Here is a 22,286-nt window from a genome sequence, read left to right on the forward strand (position 1 = left end):
TCCATGGAGTCAACGATGTCCCGACACATCAAATGATCTGCCAACTCCGCGGCCACCACCAGAGTCAACGATGCCGCGACACAGCAGTCAACTATGTCCTGAAACCAGACACTGTCACCCCGACCACAACACAGCAGCGGTATCCACTTTGGATGCCGCTGCTGTTCTTTAACGTCTTACAGCCAATTCCCAGACGCAAGGGGCCGGCTGCCCCCGCCGCCAGGCATCGCTAGCGACTAGGATGGAGGGCATGAGTGACACCCTTCCCCCGTGCCCTGTCTGTGCCTGTGAATACAGCTATGAGATGGGTGAGCTATTGGTCTGCCCCGAGTGCGCCCACGAGTGGTCGCCGGTTGAGAATACTTTCGAGCCCGGGCAGAAAACTGTTGTGAAGGACGCCGTGGGCAACGTTCTCAGCGACGGCGACACTATCAGCATTGTCAAGACCATGAAGATCAAGGGCAGCCCGCAAGATCTAAAGATCGGCACCAAAGTGCGCAACATTCGTCTGATCTCCCCTGTCAATGGGCATGACATCGACGCTAAAGTGGACGGTTTTGGCCCCATGAAGCTTAGGTCCAGCGTCGTTAAAAAAGCATAGCCGAGCCCAACGATCTAGGACAGGGTGTTTGGGTGAGTTCATGGTTTGAAGCGCTGCCGGCCTTTGTCGTGGCGTTATTGATGTTTGCCCTACCCGGCGGTGCAGTGTTGTTGACGTTGCGGGTGCGTGGTTTCATGGCTATCTGCCTGGCCCCAGCTGTGTCTGTTTCAGTCATTTCCGTTAGCGCTGTGGTGGCCCCGCTCATCCACCTGCCGTGGAACGTGGCGGTGGTGTTGTTGGGCACTGCCATCGCCGCTGGCGCCGGCTGGGCTGCCCGACGCTTCATCCCCGCCCTCGGGGCCACGGACCCCGCCGAGGAACTAAATAGCCGGGTGGGTCTGGGCGCGGCAGCTGTTGGCGTGTTGATTGCCCTGGCGATGACCGCGACGCTTTTGACTCTGGTGGCCAGCAACCCCGAACAGTTCACGCAGGGCTATGATTCCGTCTTCCACCTCAACGCCACAGCGTTGGCCGTGGAATCATCCAACGCGTCCTCCTTTGCCATTTCCGGTTTCATTCTCCCCACGGTGAAGTCAGCTTTTTATCCGGGGGCGTGGCACGGTCTGGCCAGTCTGCTGGCTATTGTCACAGGTATCAGCGCCCCCGCGGCCACAAATATCATCTGGCTGGCCGTGGCGGGGGTGGTATGGCCACTGAGCTGCGTCTTTTTGACCCGTGTTCTGTTTGGCACCGAACGCACGCTACTGATCTCAGCAGCGGTCTTGGCGGCCGCCTTCCCTGCTTTCCCGTGGCTCTTGCTCCAGTACGGATCCGCGTACCCCAATTCTCTCTCCAACGCCTTGGTTCCTGTGGGCATTGGCCTGGTGCTCCTGATTATCAGGCCGTCGGCGCACACCGGCCTGCAGCCAGCCCAAGCCCTGGCACTGGTGGTGTTGTTTATGCCGGGGGCCGTCATGGCCCAACCCAACGGCATTTTCAGCATCCTCTTGGTGTTGACGCCGCTGCTGGTATATCTGATCTTTGCGTGGCTGCGCAGTGGCTTCAGGCGAACACGTCGCCACGGCTTGAGCCGAATAGCTTTACTGCTCCTGGTCAGTGTCGCGGGTGCCACAGCCATGTTTGCGCTGCCGCAAATTCGCAGCCTGTTTGCCTACACCAGCCCCGCATTCCTGTTTTTCCCGCTGGCCCTGCTGCGAAATTTCACCCACGCACCGGCCCCCATCTGGTTCCCGGCACTAGCCCTGACGGCCCTGGTTCTGCTGGGCGTTCGTGCCGGTTTCCGCCGGGCAGGGCTGAAATGGCTCCCGCTTTCCCTCCTTTTGTTGGCTTTCACATATCCCCTGGCGGCCGGCACCAATGTCACCCTCGCGAACATTGTTATGGCGCCTTGGTGGGACAACCCCGAGCGCGTTGCCGCCCTCATGCCCTTGATTGGTGTACCACTGGCGGCGCTGGGCATGGTCAAGCTGGTGGACTGGCTCGACCACAGACTCCCGGCACTCTTCTCCGGCCCTGCCCTGTGGGAGCGCAGGGGTAGGAGTACGACGGCGGCCGCTCTCGCCGTCGTACTGGCCTTCGCCAACCCGGGCCTGTGGCAGATGAAGGACGAGGTGGCCATCATGTTCAACGTGCCTGCCGAACCGGACGGGCTGGCTCAGGTGGACGCCCAGGAGTTGGCGTTGATTCACAGGCTGGAGAGCTACACCACCTCCGGGGATGTTATAGCCAATAATCCTTACAACGGTTCGGCCTTGGCGATGGCACTGGCCGGGCGGCGATTGCTGTTCCCGTATAGCTCACAAGGAGATTTGAGCGCCGACCTGTACACGCTGCGATTCTGGCTCAACCGGGTGGGCAGCGATCAGGAGGTGTGCGCGGCCGCAAAACGGCAGGGCGTGACGCACCTGCTGGATTTTGGCACAGACTACATTCCGGCGTTTGACGATCCGCGGTCGCTCTATCCCGGCATCACGCTCGCACCGGACTCTGACGCCTTCACCCTGGTGGCCAGCGAAGGAAACGCCAAGCTGTACAAGTTGACCGTTTGTGGCGGGGTTCGGCTCTAATCAGCGCCGAGACGGGGCCGGATATTACTTTTTGACCTTTCAGTCATGTTTTCAAGTTTTCAACGAGGTTCTTTTATTGAGGCCTTAGAGTTGAACCAACGTGTGGCACGGGCAAATAAGGAGCGATCGAGTGGGCAGCAGTTTTGGTGATCGGCTGAAAGAGGAACGTTTGTCGCGTCAGCTCACACAGGGTGAGCTTGGTGGGGACCTCTATTCCGCCAGCTACATTTCGCTGCTGGAAAATGCCCACCGTGAGCCAACGGCGGACATCATCCAGCAGTTGGCCCGGCAACTCCAAATGGCCCCCTCCACCATTGCCGAGTGGGTGAACACTTCATCGCCGCAGGAAAGCGAGTATCTGCGGCTGTCCCTGTGCGCGCGGCAATCCTGGGATACCCGCGACTACATGGGCGCAGCCACCAACGCCACGGCAGCTGCCGAGCTTGCCCGCACCCACCACAACCCTGTCATCTGGTGGAATATGACATTCCTGAGCGCCAACGCACTCTTGCGCAACGGCAACCATGCCCAGGCCATTGAGGTGTTGGCAGCGCTGCTGGATCACTCGCTGACTACCGAAAGTGATCCTCTCTCGCTGCGCGCGCACCAGGTCATGGCGTCGGCCATGCTGGCTCAGGGCTCCCTGGCCGAGGCGATCCAGCACGCCACCCAGGCTGTGGAAATTGGTTCCGGTGACAGTGCCGAAGAATTCAGCGCCTATTTGATGGCGCTTCAAACACTTGTTGGCGCACTCACGGAAGCCGGCCGCCTAGACGAGGCCTGGACGCACACGCTGGTTCTTGCCGACTCCGTCACGGATTCCACCCCCGCTCAGATGGCCGGGGAGATTCACTGGGTCATTGGCAACGTTGCCTTCATTCGCCAAGACATCCGGACAGGCCTGGAACACCACGCCAAGGCGAGCCGACTCCTGTCCCCCGCCGCCGATCTTGCCCGTTGGGCCCAGTTCAACAAGGCGACAGCCTGGGTGCGGCTGATGGCGGGGGTGGTGGAACCTGCCACCCTGCAAGCCATTGAACGCAGCGAATTGGCGCACTCAGTGGTGGGTGCCACCGCGGCGGAGACACTTGAGGTGTCGCTGTTGCGTGCGCGTTGGCACTACCTCATCGGCGAACTGCCGCGGGCGCTGGAACTGTTGGCGGATATTGAAAGTAACAAGGAGCAGTTGGCCCCCCACATTGCCGGTGACTCGGCGTTGCTACTGGGTAGCGCGCTGAAAGCCGCGGACAGCAGCGCTGAGGCGCTGGGAGCCTTCCGGAACGCCAGAGACAGGTACATCATGGCCGGAGCTGCTGATAGGGCAGCTGTGGCGCAGGAAAACATCGCGGAAATTCAAACGGCCCTCGGCTAAGCGGCTACTCCATCACCGCGCCCCGACACCTGAACTGACCCGCAGAAAACGCCGAAAATCCTCGATTTCGAGGACATTTTCGGCGTTTTCTGCGGGTCAGTTCAGGGGCGGGTCAGTTCAGGGGCGGGTCAGTTCAGGGGCGGCCTAGCTGAAGGTGGCACCTGTCAGGCGCTCGTACGCTTCAACGTAGCGGGCCCTGGTGCGCGCCACGACGTCGGCCGGCAGGGCAGGCGGTGGCGTGTCCGACCCCTTGTCCCAGCCCGATTCCGGACCGGCCAGCCAGTCGCGCACATACTGCTTGTCAAAGCTGGGCTGGGCCTGACCCGGAGCCCACAGGGCAGCATCCCAGAACCGTGAGGAATCAGGTGTCAGGACTTCATCACCCAGAGTGATGACGCCGGTGGCCGGATCCGTGCCGAACTCCACCTTGGTGTCGGCCAAGATGATGCCGCGTTCACGGGCAATCTCTTCGGCACGCGTGTAAATCTCCAGGGTCAAGCTTCGCAGTGCGTGCGCGTGCTTGACTCCCACGGTTTCCACCATGGCCTCGAAGCTGATGTTCTCATCATGCTCACCGACGTCGGCCTTGGCCGACGGCGTGAAGATGGCCGGGACCAGGCGCGAGCCATCCACCAACCCGACCGGCAACGGCAGGGTGCAGACGGTCTGTGACTGGCGGTACTCAATGAGTCCTGTGCCTGTCAGGTAGCCGCGGGCAATGCACTCGATGGGGAACATGTCCAACCGTTTGCACACCATGGCACGGCCGGCAACCTGCGCCGGAACGCCTGCCTCAACCGTTGTTGCCACCACGTGGTTGGGTACATCCAGCTGCTCAAACCACCACAAGCTCAACCCGGTCAGGATCCGGCCCTTGTCGGGGATTTCGGTGGCCAGGATGTGATCAAAGGCGCTGATCCGGTCACTGGCGACCACCAGCACCACGTCGGTGCGGCCGGCGAACGGGCCTTCGCCGGCGAATTCGGGCTGGTACAGGTCACGCACCTTGCCCGAGTAGATGTGTGCCCAGCCGGGCAGGACGGGGGCAGCGGGAATTGTTGCAGCCATGGTTTTCTTGTCCTTAAGCCAGTGCCGAGGGGGTGGTGACGGTGATTTCGCCGCGCGCAGCCTTGGCCGCAATGTCGTTGCGGTACTGGCCGCCCTCCAAGGAGATTTCCTCGATGCCGGCATAGGCCCGCTCGCGCGCATCCACTAAGTCAACGCCCAAACCAACCACTGCGAGTACGCGGCCACCGGCACTGACAGTGTTTCCGGCGGCGTCGGCTGCCGTACCGGCATGGAGGACGTGCACGCCGTCGAGCCTGTTGGCCTTCTTCAGCCCGCGAATCTTATCCCCTGTGCGCGGGGCGTCGGGGTAGTTTTCGCTGGCCAGGACCACTGCCACGGCAGTCTCTGGCACCCAGCGCAACTCATCGATGTCCGCCAGCTGCCCCTTGGCCGCGGCCATGAGGACTCCACCCAGGGGCGTCTTCAGGCGAGCCAGGACGGCTTGTGTTTCCGGGTCGCCGAAGCGTGCGTTGAATTCAATGACGCGGGTGCCGCGGCTCGTCAGAGCCAAACCGCAGTACAAAACACCCACGAAGGGGGTGCCCCGGCGAGCCATCTCGTCAATGGTGGGCTGGGCTACACGGTCAATGACTTCCTGGACCAGGCCGGCGGGGGCCCACTCGAGCGGGGAGTACGCACCCATGCCACCGGTGTTGGGGCCCTCATCGCCGTCGAAAATGCGCTTGAAATCCTGGGCCGGAGCCAACGGCACAACATTGTGGCCGTCGGCGAGGACAAAGAGGGAAACTTCGGGGCCGTCAAGGAACTCCTCGATGACAACCGTGCCGCCCACGTCAAAGCAGGACTGAGCATGGGCCAAGGCTTCGGCGCGGTCATCGGTGACCACGACTCCCTTACCGGCGGCCAAGCCGTCATCCTTGACAACGTAGGGGGCGCCAAAGGTGTCCAATGCGTCGGCAGCCTCTTGGGCATTGACGGCGATCTTGGCCATGGCCGTGGGGACCTGGGCCTCAGCCATGACAGCCTTGGCAAACGCCTTGGAGGCTTCCAGCTGCGCGGCGGCCTTGCTGGGGCCAAAGACGGGAATGCCGGCCTCGCGCACGGCGTCGGCAACACCTGCGGCCAGCGGAGCCTCGGGCCCGACGACAACAAGGTCGCTTTCCAGCTTCAACGCCAGCGCAGCAACGGCGGCCGGATCGCTGGCATTGAGCGCGTGCGTAGGCACAATGGCTGCGATTCCGGCGTTACCGGGGGCGGCATGAACCTCACTGACGTTGGGGTCGCTAAGCAACGAGCGGACAATGGCGTGTTCGCGGCCTCCGGGGCCAATCACTAGAACCTTCACCCCTCAAGGGTACTTGCCTAATCGCCCAGGGCCGCAAAATGACTTCCCGCCCCCGACCCTCGCGTCCCGCATCACTCAAGCACGACGGCGGGAGGTCGCCTTTCGGGGGTGGCGGCATGTCAATGGGGAGTTCTGCCTCGCCGCCAGGGCGGCGTTCGAAGGTCATCTTGGGGACTACCGCTACATAAAGTTGCAACACCCTAATCCACTTGATAGCTTTACTTTCGGGGTAGCCGATATCTCTTTCGGCAGGGCTTTTTTAGGCAGGCAGCGGCACCATTGGCGCCCTCATCTCATCACGGATCATCCTTATTTCTTCAGGGGGAATTACATACATGCGAGCAACCAAGCGCGCCTTTTTTAAGCGCGGCGGTGCGGCCTGCGCCGCAGCTGCTGTCTTGATCGGCGGCACCTTTGCTGCCAGCGCCGCCACAGCGGCGCCGTCTACCGACACACCATCCACCTCGGTCGCCACGGCCTCCGCCACCGAAACGGCACTGCCCGGCGGTCTGGCCGAGGCAGTGGAGCAGGACCTGGGCAAGAGCGTGGAGGAGTTCAACGCGGACGCCACGCTGGCCGCCAAGGCTGCAGATGTGCAGGCCGAGGTCACCAAGGTTGACCCAAGCGCTATCGTCTCCATCGCCGACGACACCATCAACGTCAAGACTTCCGCCACCGAAGCGGCCAAGACGGCAGCAGGCACCGCTAAGGTCAAGGTCAAGGTGACAACCATCAAGGCAGCACCGTTGGCCGCCAAGGTTAATGCAGCCGGCGTCGATGCAGTCTTCGCGGCGTACGCCAAGGAATTTGGCGTCACAAACCTCCAGTCCATCATGAGTAACGGCAGTGAAATTGTCATCCGCACCGGTGAAGCAGCGACGACCGGAACCGCAACTGCGGCAAAGTCCCTCGCCGCAACAAGCAAAATCTCCGTCAACGACTTCGCCGCCCAGTACGCCAATGTTGTCGTAGCGCCCGCAGCTGGTCCGGCCAACTCGCTGGCTAGCGACGTCGTCAACGGTCAGGGCTACGCTGCGAAAGTTTCAGACGGCGAGTACGGACTGTGCTCCATTGGTTGGAACGGCTTTAATAAGGCAGGCGATCCCGCCGTCATCTCTGCAGGTCACTGCACCAATGACGGTACCTTGACAGGAACTGAACTGACTGTTCCGGCACAGGACGATGCTGGCATTCCAATCACGCCTGGCGTAGCGCTCGGGAAAGAGCTTGGAACCTTTGGCTTCTCGCAGTTCGGTGGCCGCAACAACAGCCCCGCCACCAACCCCGACAGCCCCAACCCGGGAAACATCGGTACTGACGTATCTGTCATAGACAACATCAACACGGATCTGAATCAGATCGCAATGGTCACGGACTGGACTACACCGGCGAACCCCAGCGCCAGTGGCCCCAAGGTAGCAGGCGTCTCCACGGCCATCGTCGGTGCTCCCATTTGCAAGTCGGGCCGCACCACTGGTTGGACGTGCGGCTCGGTTCAAGAAGTTGGCCTCTTCCTGGTTCTTGGCGGCAAAGGCCCGTCAGACCTACGCGCAGTTCGCGGCTTCGGCTCCGAGACGATGAAGAGCGACCACGGTGATTCAGGTGGATCGGTCATCTCCGGCACTACTGCTGTTGGGATCACCAGCGCCGGCACCGAAGACGGCAAATGGTCGTTCACAGCCGACCTAAAGACCGCTCTGGCCGCCACCGACGGCTACACGGTAAAGATCTTCTTGGCAGCACCCAAGGTCACCACCACCGCTCCGGTTTACCGCAAGGGCACCGTCACCGGCACCGCCCCGGGCGCACCGGCAGGTAGCAAGGTCACCGTCACCATCAATGGCGTCACCACAGTAGTTGCCGTTGGCACCGGTGGTAAGTGGAGCGTTGCGGCTCCCAACGAGTTCGGAAAGTTCGACTTGACGGCACAGACAAAGAACGGCTTCAGCACCTCGGAAACCACCAAGGCCAGCATTGAAGTCATCAAGGAAACCTTGGCCGCCCCGGCAATCACGACGCCGGCCAACAACGGCACCGTTGCCGCTCCCGTCACCACCGTCTCCGGTACCGGCAAGGCTGGCGCAACGGTTGAACTGACCGGCGACGTCGCGGGCACAGTTGTTGTTGGTACCGATGGCAAATGGTCATTCGCTGTGGCAAAGCCCCTGAACGTTGGCAGCTACACCGTCACAGCCAAGCAGACGCTGACCGACTGGAATGATTCCGCCGCCGCAACCACCAAGTTCAACGTGGTTCCGGCCGCTCCGGCCATCACCTCTCCCACCAAGGGCCAGGAATTCGCTTTCAACCAGGGCCCGTCCGTCATCTCCGGCACCAACGTGAGCGACGCAACGGTTTCCGTAACCATCAACGGCAAGAAGTATGACGCCGTAGTCGTCGATGGCGCCTGGAGCGTCGCACTCGGTGGCCGCTTGGCAACCGCCGACTACACAGTTTCGGCTGTGCAGCGTGTTGACGGCATCGATTCAGTAACTGCAAGCTCCACCTTCAAGGTGCTGGCAGCCCCGGCCCCGCCGGCAACGCAGGAGCCCACCCCGGCTCCGACCACGCCGGCCGCGCCTGCAACGCAGGAGCCCACCCCGGCTCCAACACAGGCACCGGTTGACAACGACCTGGCGAACACCGGCATTTCCAGCTCAGCATTGGCCTTCGGCGCAGCCGGAGCCGTGCTGGCACTCGGTGGTGCAGCGTTCCTGCTGTTCCGCCGCCGCTCAGCCAACTAGTCCCAGCGAACCACGTTCAATGATCTAGCAGCCGCCAGAAGCAGGAAATAGCAACATAAGGAGTGGGTCCCGTTCACATGAATGGGACCCACTGCTGTTGTTACGGCCCATCAAAATTGCGTCTAAACTTTATCCACACCCCCACAGCAAGTACGGGAGGCACCATGAACAGCAAGAAAATGGCGGCGGCAGTGCTCGCAGCCACAATGAGCGGAGCACTTGGCATGAGCGGATGCGCCACGCCGCAGGATCCCGCGTCGTCCTCACCTGCCCAGTCCTCAAGTACTGCCGAAACCAGTGCACTGCTGGTGCTCAATGATTCCCTGCGCACCCAACTCGGTGACGCATATTCAGATTCCTGGATTGAGGGCAACAAGCTGCACGTTGCCGTCACCACCGAGGCTGCCGCGGCCATTGTGACCAAGGCCGGCGCCATTCCCAAGCTCGTAACGGTCGACGCCGGCCAGCTGGAGGCAGCCCTTGCCGCGGTCGCCGCATGGCAAAGCAAGCTCCCCTCCGAGCAAGCCACAGCCATCCACAAGATCATTCCCGACGGGAAAACCGGCACCGTCACCATTTTTGTTGCCCCGGAACAGCTCGACGCCGTTGCCGAAGCCGCCGCCGCAGACAAGCCCACAGGGGCGGTTGCGTTGATCATCAAGAAATCCACCGGCCTTGCCACGCCGTTCTAGCCCTTCGCACGGGGTAGAAGTCGCTAAGATGACACCATGATCCATACTTTCCGGGCGCACGACGCCGTTGAACTCGCCGTCCTGGAACGCAGCGGATTTGTTGAATCGGTCCATATTGGTTCGGCAGTTGTGGTGGCCGGCGACGGATCCGTGGTCACGGCACTGGGAGACATCAGCGCACCCATCTATCCGCGCTCCACCATGAAACCGTTCCAGGCCCTGGCCGCGATGCAGTCGGGTGTGCCGCTGCGCGGTGTTCAGGTGGCCATTGCCGCGGGTAGTCACGCCGGTTCACTGGATCACATGGACGTAGTTACTGGCATGCTCAAGGCCGCAGGCCTGAACGAGTCCCAGCTGGCGTGCCCGAGCGCATGGCCCCGTGATGCGCAGGCCCGCGCTTGGCTGGTGCGAACAGAACGCGGCAAGTCCAAGCTGGCCATGAACTGCTCCGGCAAGCACGCAGCCTTCCTCTGGGCCTGCAAGGAGAACGGGTGGGACACCGCCGGGTACCTTGAACCAAACCACCCCATGCAGCGCGCCGTACGCACAGTGGTGGAGGAATACACGGGCGATTCGGTCCTGCACACAGGTGTTGACGGCTGCGGCGCCCCCGTCATGGCTGTCACACTCACGGGTTTGGCGCGCGGCTTCAGCACCCTGGCCAAGGCGCCCTCGGACAAGTTCGCCAACGCCCGGGCGGCCACCATTGCCACGTCCATGCTGGACTACCCGTGGGCTGTTGAGGGCCACGGGCTACCCAACACGGTGGTCATGGAGGAGCTTGGCGTCATAGCAAAAATGGGTGCCGAAGGGGTGCTGGCCATGGCCACACCCACAGGTGCCAGCGTGGCCGTGAAGGTCCTCGATGGCAACGGGCGGGCAGCGACCTTGATTGCTCTCACGCTGTTGGCCGCCGCCGGCGCCCTGGACATTCCCGAGGTGGCCGCGGTGCTGGCACAAGTGGTGCCCCCCGTCATGGGCGGCAACAGCCCCGCCGGCAGCTTGCGCCTGGGCCGCGCCGTCAGCGCACTTTTAGACTAGCGCCGATCCCCCACCGCCCCCTCCAAACCCCAGCCGCAGCTAAGGAACAAGTCATGAGTGCCCGGCGTCGTATTGATATTACTGAGGGCCAGGCGGCACTGGCCGCGTGGCGGGGCGGGGACACCGCCCGAAACATCACGGCCACCGCCGTGCGCTACTCGCTGGAGGAATTGTCGGCCCGAGCGCCCGGAAACTCCGTGGAGGTCAGGGTGCCGCCGTTCGGTGTGACCCAATGCGTCCCGGGCCCTCGGCACACCCGCGGCACGCCGCCCAACGTTGTTGAGTGCGACGCCGGAACCTGGCTTGCGCTGGTGACCGGCAAGACCAGCTGGGCCGACGCCGTCGACCATGGTCAGGTGGCAGCGTCCGGGCTGCGCGCCGACTTGTCCGCCGAACTACCCCTGGCGGGTGCCTAGGCGGCCTGTGAGGCGAGGTTACCAGCTGGGGCAGGTAGCCTAGAGGCATGACTTCCCAGCCTGAAACCTCTTCCGGAGAGCCCCGCAAACTCACTGTGCGCCGCGCCCCGAAGTATGTCCCGTTCCTGATTGCCGGCGCCCTCGCCGGAATTGTGACGGCAGCAATCTTCACCTCCATGACCCCGCCGAGCACGGAATTTGAAACCTCCAGCATCTTTGGCTTCTTCGCTGTGCTGTTGGTTCTGCCCGGTGCCGGCCTTGGCGCCATGGTGGCGTTGGTGCTTGACCGTCGGAGCACCCGGCGCGCAAAAACCTTGCTGGCGCAGTCCTTGCCCGACGATGACAGCAACGCCGACGGCGAAACCGCCTAGCCCTTCTTCAGCGGCCGAGAAGCCTCTAAGAACTTGCCCGTTCGTCAGGACTATCGGCAAGCGAAAGTCCCGCCCAGCCGTGGAGATCGGCCGGGGCGGGACTTTCGACTGTGCGTCAGCTCAGCGTGTTTAGCTAAGCTGAACTTTTAGGGACGCAGGGGAGCTTGGCCTAAGTACAGGCCCCTAGATTTTCCCAAGCGCCCCACTGCGAAGAGCCCGGCGCCTCACCAACGTTCCACCACTTGGCCTTGTAGGCGGTGCCTACGTGGGAGACCTTGGACCCGCCAACGTACGTCGTGGTTGCGTTCCACGCATCACCACAGTTCGACGCTGCGGGCGGTGTTGTGGGAGCTACCGTCGGGGTGGCAGTCGGTGTCGGCGTCGGCGTCGGATCCGTGGGGACTCCCGCGCAGTTGGCCAGCTTCTGCCATACTCCATCGGTGCCGGGGGTATTGCCCTGCGTCCACCACTTGGCCTTGTATTCAACGCCGTTGTAGCTGACCGTGTTGCCGCCGCTGTACACGGCGGTTGCGGACCATGCCGTTGCCTGGCATTCTCCCGGTACGGGAGGATCAGTGGGCGTCGGTGTTGTCGTTGCACTCGGAGTGGGAGTCGGGTTAGTGGTTGTCGGAGGGGCCGCCTCCGTGACCGGGCCCGGTGCTGCTGCCCGGAACTTGTCAGACATGGCACCAATCAGTTCACCATTGCGGTCGCCGGAGAGCTCCCACCACATGCCGCCGCCAAGACCCTTGCTGACAATGTAGTCAGTCTTTTGCTTGGTGGTGGCGATGCTGTCATAGCTCCACCACTGGGTACCGTCATAGCGCCAAGCAGCACCGGTTGCGGCGTTGTAATGATCCGTGCCAAGCGTCTTTAGCTTGTCGTAATCCTCGTTGGCCTTTTCGTAGGTGCCCGGGGCACCATCAGTGGCCGGTCCCCAGGGGGCAACGCTCGTGGCACCTGTCCAGCCGCGACCGTATGCTGCCAGGCCCAGGCCCAGCTGCTTCGGGTCAATTCCAGCGGCAAGGTACTTCTTCACTGCCTTGTCGGCACTGAACTTCTTGTTGGCGTCCCGAGGATCGGCCGGGTCGTCGTACAGGTTGGCCTGGTGACCGGTGAGCGTGGGGTTCCACGCACCGTGCAGGTCATAGCCCTGGATGTTGCCAAAGTCCAAGGACTTGAAGTTGGCCGGGTCATCCCAGCCGCCTGCATCAATGTCCTCGGGGTTGGCGGGCAAGAAGGCGCTCAGCACGTACTTTTTACCATTCGTTGAACCGTACGCGTCAAGCTGTTTGCGGAACTCGGCCAGCAAGGCCTTGAAGTTCGCGCGGTCGTTGACTGTGTCGACACCATTGCCTTCCAGACCGGAGTTCGTGCCCGGCCATTCCCAGTCAATGTCAATGCCGTCAAAGATTCCTGCGGCCGCACCAGCGCCACCACGTCCTTCAAGGTTTGGCAGGTTGCCCTTGATGTACAGGTCCAGGCAGCTGGACACCAGCTTCTGGCGGGACTGCTCGGTGGCTGCTGCCCTCGAGAAGTTCTTGGACCAGGTCCAGCCACCCAAGGAGATCATGACCTTTAGTTTCGGGTTCTTGGCCTTCAGCTGCTTGAGCTGATTGAAGGAACCCGCCAACGGCTGATCCCAGGTGTCGGCCACGCCTGAGACGGACTTGTCCGCCGCGTAGCCCATCCCGAAGTCGGCCCACGCATCGCCGGCACCGTCGGAGCCGGTGGGGCCGGTCCCCTGCGCCTTGTTGGCCATGAAGCAGGTCAACGTCTGGTTGTTGATATTACCGAAGGAGTAGTTGATGTGGGTCAGATCGTTCGCAGTGCCGGAGACGTCGAGCTGCTTTGCTTGGAACGCGCGTCCATACACTCCCCACTGCGCAAAGTAGCCAACGTTGCGGTAACCGTTGACAGTTGAGGTGAGCGGGGCGTCGGCAGGTGCGGCATTGGCACCGAGGGCGCCCACACCACCTGCCAATCCAGCAACCATGGCGCCCGCAGCAACTGCGGCCCACACCTTCGTGAGGCGCCTGCGCCGGTTAATATTTTCTGACATTCACAATCCTTAGAACAGTGAGGTGCGCTGATCGCAGCGTCGTCCAGGGCCAACGCTATCCATCAGTGGCGCAGCTCACATCAGCATCATCCACATACTTTTTTGCCGCTGTGAGTCACCTAAGTATTTGTACCTAGATTTTTGTGAGTTCCAGTTTTCTTCGCCGATTTCACGACAGAGTAGAGACGAAAAATGGCGGAGTTCCGAAGAACCCCGCCATTTCATGTTGCCTTGTTACGTTACTGGCGATCCTTGAGCCGGACGAGGTGGTGTCACTTGCTGCACAGGATAGGAGTTCCCCAGGCGTTGGCTGCGCCGGAACCGGGGACTTCGCCCTGGGTCCACCACTTGGCCTTGTAACTGGCTCCTGCGTGAGTGACAACGGCCCCGCCGGTGTAGACGGCGGCAGCGGACCAGGCCGTGACACCGCTGCAGCTTTCGCCAGGGCCGGCGCCGTTGCCGCCGCCACTGCCCGCGGAAGGCTCGACGACGGTCACCCCGCGCGGGTGGTCGGCCAAGATGGCGTACGTTTCCGAACCGATGCTGACCCGGAAGTTGGAGATCATCGAGGTGGGCAGCGTCCACGCCAGCTTGGTGCTGACAGTGGCCCCTGCCGCAATACCGCCGGAGGGCACCTTAATCGTGTAGGTATGGAAGTCGCCCTTGAGCCCTCCAACGTTGTTGCCGGTGTGGTCGCTGGATACCTTCGTGATGGACCAGCCGCTCTGCTCTTTCATCTCGCCGGTGTCGCTGGTTGCGCTGTCGAAGGTGATCGTTGCACCGGCTGGGATGGCTGTCTTGGAGTTGTTGGTGAAGTGCGCTTCCGGGTTGATGGGGTAATTGTTGTCACCCAAGGCGAATTTTTTCAGTTCCACACCAAGATCAATGGCTTGGGTGGGCATCGTCACATTGGCTTTGGTGGCACCGTAGGGCTTGGATGTGGACAAGGTCGAGTGGATTTTGTTCACGAGCGTGGAGCCCATCTCGTACTGGCCCTTGCTGCTGTTGTACTGGTAGTCGCCTGCGAGCTCCCAGATCATGACCCCGCCCAGCCCCTTGTCGGCCACGTAGTCGGCTTTGGCCTGGATGGCCTGGTCGGCGTCGCCCGAGAGGAACGTCTTGGTGGTGTCGTTCCACCACCACTCGTTCTTGGTGACGGTGTCAAAATGGTGTGTGTAGGTGCCATTCAGTGCACCCGTCGGTGAACCATAGGAGGCTGCATAGTCACCCACGACACCCTTTTGCAGGTTCAGCACGTGCCACATCGGGTTGGCACCTGCTGGCAGTTCGCCTCCCATCGGGTCGCTGTCATGCCACAGGTTGTCGATGCCCACAGCGCCGCTGCCACACTTGGAGTTTCCGCCAGCCTTGGGTCCGGTTCCGGGGGCACACTGATTCTGATCTGCAAGCACGGAACTGCCGTAGAGACCGTTGGTTCCGCCCTGCACGTTAGTCCAGCCGCGGGTATAGAACGGCACCCCGAGGTTGATGCGACCAGCCGGCATTGCGCCACGGAAGTAGTGGTACGCCCAGTCAGAGTTCAGATAACCGATCCCCTTATAGGCGTTGTACACGCCGCCAGCGGCGAGTTCCGGGTCTTTCCCGTCGTCATAGAGGGCTGCGTTGCCGCCGACGTAGTTATTCCACGCACCGTGCAGGTCATAGCTCATCATGTTGACGAAGTCGAGGTACTTGACGACCTGGTGCGCTTCCATGCCTCGCAGCAGCCACCCTGATGCCGGGGCAGCAACCGTGAGCTGGTAGTACGTGCCATCCGCAACGCTGGCTTTGTCGAGCTTTTCGCGCAGGCTCTTCATCAGTTTCATGTAGTTCTCGAAGAGCACCGCACGGCGTGGTTCAGAGATGGTGAAATCATCGGGGTTACCTGCCTTGGAATTGCTTGTGGCGTACTCGTAGTCGATGTCTACGCCGCTGAAGCCATACTTTCGGATAAATTCCACAGCCGAATCGGCGAACGTATCGATCTTGGCTTGGGATTCTGTCAGCGTATAAAAGCCACCATCTCCAACACGGGTGCCATCAGCAGCAAAGTGGCCACCGGTCTCGGCCCATCCACCCACCGAAACCAGTGTCTTCACGCCCGGGTTTTCCTTCTTGAACTTCTCCAGCAGGTTCAAGTGCCCGTTATACGGCAACGTTGGGTCCATCTCTGCCCCGGCAACGCCGGGCCAGGTCAGCTCGGTCGCTGAGTTGCCGGGTGCTTGCTCACCCACGGAGACCTTGTTGTTGCTGTCAATGTGCGCAAACGCGTAGTTGATGTGGCTGAGCTTGTTCCACGGGATGTCACTGGCGAGGTAGCGGGGGGTGCCGTTCTGCCCGGTGCGCCAGCTGGTGAAGTAGCCAATCACGCGCTGGTCTAGGCCGTTGGGAAGCAGCTCCCGGCCTGCCTCGTCGTAGACGGAGCAATAAGGAACGTTAACACCGGGCGTTTGGTACAGGCCGTCGGGCCGGCATTTCTCATCCGGGTTGGACGTCCAAGGCGTTCCGGGAGCCGGCGTCGCGGTCGGCGTCGGCGTCGCGGTCGGCGTCGGCGTCGGCGTCGGGGTCGGGGTCGGGGTCGGCGTCGGGGTCGGGGTCGGCGTCGGATCTGTCACAGTCCCACAGGCGCCTTGATTGCTCCACGGCCCCCACTGATCGGCACCCGGGACGTTGTTTTGAGTCCACCACTTGGCCGAGTAATTCACGTTCTGGTGGGAAACAACTGTACCTCCCGTATAAACGCCGGACGGGGCCCAAGCCGCGGCGCATGCCGTCGTGGTCGGTGTTTCGGTCGGGGCGGCGTAAGCCATCTGCGTCGTTATGCCGATCGAGGCAACGAGGGCGAACCCCGTCACGATGGCTGCGCTACGCTGCTGCCATCGTGGCAATGTTGGTGTCTGCATGAATTTCCTGTTCTGCTGTGCGAAGGTGACCGCTGCAGCGCAGGAAATATACTCCTACGCTTGCTGGCCCAAGGCTATCCATGGCCACAGCCACTGCACATCAGCACAATCACGCATAGGTGCCACTACGTATCCGCCTGCAGCCATTCGCTACCCATGCGGTGCGCCAACACGCTCAACTCCACTCGGGACCGCACAATGAGTTTGGTGAAAACATGGCCCAGGTGGACCTCCACCGTACGCACAGAAACATGCAACTGTGCTGCCACCTGACGGTTTGGTGCACCGTCAACGACCAACATGGCCACCTCGAGTTCCCGCTCGGTCAACAGCTCACCCCACTCTTGACGGCAGCGTTGCAGCGGGCCGTCGCCGCGCACTTTCAAGGGCTCGCCTGGTTCCGGAAAAACGCCAGGCAGTCCGCGGAGCGGATCCGATGCTGTCTTGGCGCCCACTACTGGTCGCGGTGTGGCACTCACGCCGCCGGATTCCGACTCTGGCACACTGCTGAGAGTGTTTTCCACGCAACGCAGCCACGCCATGGCACCTACTTCCCGAAACAGGTCTGCCGCTACGACAAGATGTTCCCGCGCCATAGCGACGGTGCCGTGCAACAGGCAGGCCCGGCCAATGACGAATTCGGTGCGGGCCCGTTCGTAGTGGGACCGCAACGTCACGCTGACCTTCGCTGCGTATTCATAGTCCTTGGCAAACCGGGAGTTGTCGGTGGAGCACAGTGCCATACGGGCGGAGCTGGCTCGGCGATGCCCTGACGGCATTCGCGGACCGGGCGCAGCGCCGCCGTGCTGCGCGCCTGTTCCAGCGTCGGCGGCGGCACTTCCGCGCGGTGCCATCTCATCAAAACCAGGGACATACAGTGGCGACGCCGCACCGCGCAACGCCCGCTCAGCGGCAAGCCTGCCCAACGTGGATGCCTCTTCGACCCGGCCATCCAGGTACGCGGTCAGCGTCCGGTCCATGAGGTCTCCGGTCCGGATGAATGCAGAGCTGGCAGCCGGATAACTGGCTTCCATGGCATGCGCCACGGTACCGACCTCACCTGTGGTCAGCACATCAAGACGGCGGGCCAAGACGACACCGAGACCGAAGAACGGCAGCCCCACGGGCACGGAAACGGCTGCCTGTCCCAGTTCCGCCTCTGCCCGCGAGACATCGCCCAACCAAAGCTGGAGCAGCGCGGCCACGACTGCTCGGTAAGCCCGTCCCAGCGGAGTTGGTGTCCAGCGCACTGCGCCGCCACGGTTACTGCCTGTCACAGCCCGTCCGGCTTCCGGACCGTCGTGCAATAAGCGCAGACCAGCAGGAACATCGTCATCAAGTCCAAGCGTCAACGCATCCATGACCACGCGGGCATCTGAAAAGTCATGCAACCCCTCAAGGCACTGACGGCACCGGCAGGCGTGTTCGGGCTGCACGGCTGGTCCTCCGAAAATGGCGCACCAGAGCCGTGCCGCGCACAGCGGCAAGCCGTCGAGGTGGTGTACTTCCACGAGCCGTTCCGCCTCATCCAGCAGTCGCGCGGCTTCTTCGAGCATGCCCCGTGCCGCGCACAACCCGGCTGCCAGCCCGGTAGCCTTGGCAACGTGGCGGGCAACGGTGGCGAACCCCGCAGCATCCAGCGCCTCGGCTCTTTTGAGGAACGCTTTACCGTGGCGGGCCAGGGCCACAGTGTGCGCCTCCCCGGCCAGCAGTGACTCGGCATGGACGAACAGCGGCAGCGCCCGGGCAGCCACCATCACGTCCGGCGATGACAGGGCCCCACCCAACCAGTTGGCGGCATCTGCCACCAACCCGAGGTTGAGTGCGGCCACCCCGGCACACAGTTGTGATTCAAACAATTCGGCACCCACGGCATGGCTGGAAGCCTCACGGGCAATGGCATGCGCCCAGACGGCGTTGTCAGCGGCATTCGCTTTGCGGGAGAGCTGCAGCAGGGTCGGGACAAGGAACTTGTCACCCTCGAGGGTCGCCAAAGACTCATGCCAGGTGGCTTTGTCAGTGTCGCCCATGGCAGCGTAGGCGCGCTGCATCTCAATGTGCGCGTCGGTCCGTTCAGCTAAGCTGGCCGAACCGTGGACCCAGACGCGCATGCGCGGGTCAACAAAGGAAAAGTGTCCCGCCACGAAGAGTAGATGGGTACCCAGACGGCCGGCTATGAGTTCGCCCATGGTGACCTGCTGCTGTGCCAGCAGCACTTCGGTGCGATCCTCAACGCAGATTGCCGCAGCCAGCAGACCTGCTCGTTCCTCGGCGTCGAGCTCGGCACCGGCCGCGCCTACCCGCGCCAAAAGGCCCGGCAGCAACGGCAGCGGGTCCGGGCGTGCGGAGTGGCCTGAAAGCTGGGAGGGGGTGAGGAATCGAGCCACTTCGAGCACCGCGTCGATGTCGCAGGAAAGATCCGCAAACAGGGCCGATGCCACATGGGGTGCCACGGCGATCCCGTGGTGAGACAGGAACTCCAGCAATTCAGGAACTTTGACCACAGATGTGTGGGCCAAAGGGAAAACCGGCACCATTGAAGCCCTCCATTCGAGTCGTCGTCAGTAACGCGCTGGTTGTAGGTTAGCAGCCCCCTAAAGTGGTCCACGTCACCGTGACTGTCAACCGGCAGCAAAGCCCATGACACTGTCTTTGGTGGACACGCGCCAAGGCCAGGTTCCCCGCCCACAGCAAGAAGGAGGCCGTGGGTGCCGTGGGCGTGCACGGAAGAGAGTGCCAAGAGTGAAATCTCTACCCCGTGACGGCAGTAACGCCGAAGCGGAGATCGTTTAACTGCCCCTGCGCGGCTCAGTCACGCTCAGCCGCTGACCCCCGGTTACGGCCCGGGGCATTACATGAGATAATTTTTAGGTGGCACGCGGAGACGGAAAACTATCCCATGATCTTTTACCCGGCGAAAAGGGACCTCAGGACGCTTGTGGCGTTCTGGGCATCTGGGCACCCGGTGAAGAGGTTGCAAAACTAACCTATTACGGACTGTATTCGCTACAGCACCGTGGTCAGGAATCCGCTGGCATCGCAACAAGCGATGGTAAGCGGATCAGTGTGTACAAGGACATGGGGCTCGTTTCCCAGGTCTTTGACGAACCCACACTGAACACCCTGACTGGGCATATGGCCGTGGGCCATTGCCGGTACTCCACCACAGGCGCAGCCAACTGGGCCAACGCTCAGCCCACCTTGGGCGCAACAGGCAGCGGCACTGTCGCCCTGGCGCACAACGGCAACCTGACGAACTCTGCTGAACTCCATGAGATGGTCATTGCCAGGTACGGTGTCCCCACCTCGGGTGAAATGGCTCAGGGCAACACCACTGACACAGCCCTTGTCACCACCTTGCTGCGCGGCGACGAGGGCCGTTCCCTGGAAGAAACAGCCATGGAACTGCTGCCCAAGATCCATGGCGCCTTCAGCTTCGTCTTCATGGATGAAAACACCCTCTACGCCGCCCGCGACCCGCACGGCGTCCGCCCGCTGGTCCTTGGCCGCCTGGAGAATGGCTGGGTGGTTGCCTCCGAGGGCGCGGCCCTGAACACCATTGGCGCCACGCTCATCCGCGAGGTTGAACCCGGCGAATTCATCGCCATCGACGAAGACGGCGTGCGCACCCAAAACTTTGCCCCCGCCACCCCGGCCGGTTGCGTCTTTGAGTACGTTTATTTGGCCCGCCCGGACGCCACCATCGCCGGCCGTTCGGTGTACGAATCCCGCGTGGAGATGGGCCGCCAGCTGGCTCGCGAAAACCACGCCGAAGCCGATTTGGTCATCCCCGTGCCGGAATCCGGTACGCCCGCGGCCATCGGCTACGCCGAGCAGTCCGGCATCCCGTTTGCGCACGGCTTCGTGAAGAACGCCTATGTGGGCCGTACCTTCATTCAGCCCAGCGAAACCTTGCGCAAGCTCGGCATCAAGCTCAAGCTCAGTGCCCTTGAATCGGTGATCCGCGGTAAGCGCATTGTTGTTGTGGATGACTCCATTGTCCGCGGCAACACGCAGCGCGCAGTGGTCCGCATGCTCAAGGAAGCCGGAGCCGCCGAAATCCATGTGAAAATCTCCTCCCCGCCCGTGCGCTGGCCGTGCTTTTACGGCATCGACTTCGCCTCCCGGGCGGAATTGATTGCCAACGGTGCTGCCATTGAAGAGATCGGCAAGTCCATTGGCGCCGATTCCCTGGCCCACATCTCCGAAGACGGCATGATCGAAGCCACCCTGCAGCCGCGCGAGCGTCTCTGCACGGCGTGCTTCACCGGCACGTACCCCATTGAACTTCCCAGCAGCGACCGTTTGGGCAAAAACCTGCTCGAACGCACCACTGCTGGCGACTCAACCACCTCCACCGGTTGCGATCCGGGACCTGACTCGGAGCTGGAAAAAATCCTGACCGAGCAAGACCGCACAGCAGCTGACGGTTCTTAAGACTTCTTTTCAGAAAAGAGACGCCATGACCAACGCCTCACATGATCGTGCCGCAACGGCAATCACCTACGCCAGCGCCGGTGTTGACACCGAAGCAGGCGACCTCGCCGTTGAACTGATGAAGGAAGCCGTCAAGGCCACTCACGGCCCCAACGTCGTTGGCGGTTTCGGCGGATTCGCCGGCCTGTATGACGCCTCCAAGCTCCTGAGCTACAAGAAGCCGTACCTGGCCACCTCCACCGACGGTGTTGGCACCAAGGTTGCCATCGCCCAGGCCATGGACATCCACGACACCATTGGTTTTGACCTGGTGGGCATGGTTGTCGATGACATTGTGGTGGTGGGCGCCGAGCCGCTGTTCATGACCGACTACATTGCCACCGGCAAAGTTGTCCCGCAGCGCGTGGCCGACATTGTCCGCGGCATCGCAGCGGCGTGCAAGGTTGCCGGCACCGCCCTAGTCGGTGGCGAAACCGCCGAGCACCCGGGCCTGCTGGCTCCGGATGAGTACGACGTCGCAGGTGCTTGCACAGGCGTGGTCGAGGCTGACTTGTTGCTGGGTCCGGAACGGGTCCGCGCCGGCGATGTCATCATCGGCATGGCCTCCTCCGGTCTGCATTCCAACGGCTACTCGCTGGTTCGCCGCGTCATCAACCACGCAGGCTGGGCCTTGGACCGCCAGGTTTCCGAGCTGGGCCGCACCCTGGGTGAGGAGCTCCTCGAGCCCACCCGCGTCTACGCCGCCGACTGCCTCGATCTGACCCGCTACCTTCCTGTCACGCAAGAAAAGGCCGTTCACGGTTTCAGTCACATCACCGGCGGCGGTTTGGCCGCGAACCTGGCACGGGTACTCCCCCAGGGCCTCATCGGCACGGTGGACCGTTCCACCTGGAGCCTGCCGGCCATCTTCAACCTGGTGTCCCAGCTGGGCAACGTGCCGTTGGCTGACCTGGAGCGGACGTTGAACCTCGGTGTGGGCATGGTGGCAGTGGCTTCTGCCGACGCCGCCGACGACGCCGTGGCCCGGCTGAACTCGCGCGGCTTGCCGTCATGGGTCATGGGCACAGTCACTGCCGAGTCCTCTGATTCGGACAAGACAGGCTCTGACTACACCCAGGGCGCCAAGGGTGTCGACGGTGGCGCTGTCCGCCTCGTGGGCAACTACGCCTCCTAGTTTTCCAACGCACGACGGCGGCCCTCACCTCTTGGTGGGGGCCGCCGTCGTCCGTCGGGCCGGCTACGGTTC

General features: G+C 62.4%; 15 protein-coding genes. 10 read left to right on the plus strand and 5 right to left on the minus strand.

Going from position 1 to position 22,286, the window contains the following annotated elements:
* The first annotated feature begins 250 nt into the window (after nucleotides 1–250).
* The 3 genes from ACX80E_RS04130 (at nucleotide 251) to ACX80E_RS04140 (ending at nucleotide 4,000) form a co-directional block, all read left to right on the plus strand.
* A complete protein-coding gene (locus ACX80E_RS04130; RefSeq protein WP_459300643.1) occupies nucleotides 251–601 on the plus strand; it encodes a zinc ribbon domain-containing protein YjdM in 351 nt (116 codons plus the stop codon).
* 32 nt (nucleotides 602–633) lie between these two features.
* Nucleotides 634–2,628 (plus strand): DUF6541 family protein, encoded by a 1,995-nt coding sequence (locus ACX80E_RS04135; RefSeq protein ID WP_459300644.1) that lies wholly within the window; start codon nucleotides 634–636, stop codon nucleotides 2,626–2,628.
* 130 nt (nucleotides 2,629–2,758) lie between these two features.
* The gene (locus tag ACX80E_RS04140; protein WP_459300645.1) at nucleotides 2,759–4,000 is read left to right on the plus strand and encodes a helix-turn-helix domain-containing protein; all 1,242 of its coding nucleotides are present in this window, start codon (nucleotides 2,759–2,761) and stop codon (nucleotides 3,998–4,000) included.
* Nucleotides 4,001–4,144: 144 nt separating this feature from the next.
* On the opposite strand, the gene ACX80E_RS04145 is transcribed toward ACX80E_RS04140, so the two are convergent.
* The gene (locus ACX80E_RS04145; RefSeq protein ID WP_459300646.1) at nucleotides 4,145–5,068 is read right to left on the minus strand and encodes a phosphoribosylaminoimidazolesuccinocarboxamide synthase; all 924 of its coding nucleotides are present in this window, start codon (nucleotides 5,066–5,068) and stop codon (nucleotides 4,145–4,147) included.
* Nucleotides 5,069–5,081: 13 nt separating this feature from the next.
* Entirely contained in the window at nucleotides 5,082–6,374 is a 1,293-nt protein-coding gene (gene purD, locus ACX80E_RS04150) for a phosphoribosylamine--glycine ligase (RefSeq protein WP_459300647.1), read from the minus strand.
* 335 nt (nucleotides 6,375–6,709) lie between these two features.
* On the opposite strand from purD, the gene ACX80E_RS04155 reads away from it, so the two are divergent.
* From ACX80E_RS04155 to ACX80E_RS04175, 5 genes are all read left to right on the plus strand, one after another.
* Complete coding sequence (locus ACX80E_RS04155) at nucleotides 6,710–9,118, plus strand: S1 family peptidase (protein ID WP_459300648.1); 2,409 nt, start codon at nucleotides 6,710–6,712, stop codon at nucleotides 9,116–9,118.
* Nucleotides 9,119–9,282: 164 nt separating this feature from the next.
* Entirely contained in the window at nucleotides 9,283–9,810 is a 528-nt protein-coding gene (locus ACX80E_RS04160) for a hypothetical protein (RefSeq protein WP_459300649.1), read from the plus strand.
* Nucleotides 9,811–9,846: 36 nt separating this feature from the next.
* Nucleotides 9,847–10,851 (plus strand): asparaginase, encoded by a 1,005-nt coding sequence (locus ACX80E_RS04165; RefSeq protein ID WP_459300650.1) that lies wholly within the window; start codon nucleotides 9,847–9,849, stop codon nucleotides 10,849–10,851.
* Nucleotides 10,852–10,904: 53 nt separating this feature from the next.
* Complete coding sequence (locus ACX80E_RS04170; RefSeq protein ID WP_459300651.1) at nucleotides 10,905–11,267, plus strand: sterol carrier family protein; 363 nt, start codon at nucleotides 10,905–10,907, stop codon at nucleotides 11,265–11,267.
* Nucleotides 11,268–11,314: 47 nt separating this feature from the next.
* A complete protein-coding gene (locus tag ACX80E_RS04175) occupies nucleotides 11,315–11,638 on the plus strand; it encodes a hypothetical protein (RefSeq protein WP_459300652.1) in 324 nt (107 codons plus the stop codon).
* 169 nt (nucleotides 11,639–11,807) lie between these two features.
* Here the strand turns inward: ACX80E_RS04175 and ACX80E_RS04180 are convergent, their stop codons facing one another.
* From ACX80E_RS04180 to ACX80E_RS04190, 3 genes are all read right to left on the minus strand, one after another.
* Nucleotides 11,808–13,700: a glycosyl hydrolase family 18 protein gene (locus ACX80E_RS04180; protein WP_459300653.1), complete on the minus strand. Its 1,893-nt coding sequence runs from the start codon at nucleotides 13,698–13,700 to the stop codon at nucleotides 11,808–11,810.
* Between the two features lie 272 nt (nucleotides 13,701–13,972).
* Complete coding sequence (locus ACX80E_RS04185; RefSeq protein ID WP_459300654.1) at nucleotides 13,973–16,603, minus strand: glycosyl hydrolase family 18 protein; 2,631 nt, start codon at nucleotides 16,601–16,603, stop codon at nucleotides 13,973–13,975.
* Nucleotides 16,604–16,728: 125 nt separating this feature from the next.
* Entirely contained in the window at nucleotides 16,729–19,140 is a 2,412-nt protein-coding gene (locus ACX80E_RS04190; RefSeq protein WP_459300655.1) for a LuxR C-terminal-related transcriptional regulator, read from the minus strand.
* Between the two features lie 334 nt (nucleotides 19,141–19,474).
* Here ACX80E_RS04190 and purF point away from each other — a divergent pair, with 334 nt between their 5' ends.
* Both purF and purM read left to right on the plus strand, forming a co-directional pair.
* Complete coding sequence (purF, locus tag ACX80E_RS04195) at nucleotides 19,475–21,040, plus strand: amidophosphoribosyltransferase (RefSeq protein WP_459300656.1); 1,566 nt, start codon at nucleotides 19,475–19,477, stop codon at nucleotides 21,038–21,040.
* Nucleotides 21,041–21,065: 25 nt separating this feature from the next.
* Complete coding sequence (gene purM / locus ACX80E_RS04200; RefSeq protein ID WP_459300657.1) at nucleotides 21,066–22,214, plus strand: phosphoribosylformylglycinamidine cyclo-ligase; 1,149 nt, start codon at nucleotides 21,066–21,068, stop codon at nucleotides 22,212–22,214.
* Nucleotides 22,215–22,286 lie beyond the last annotated feature (72 nt).

The organism is Arthrobacter sp. TMN-49, assembly GCF_054511095.1.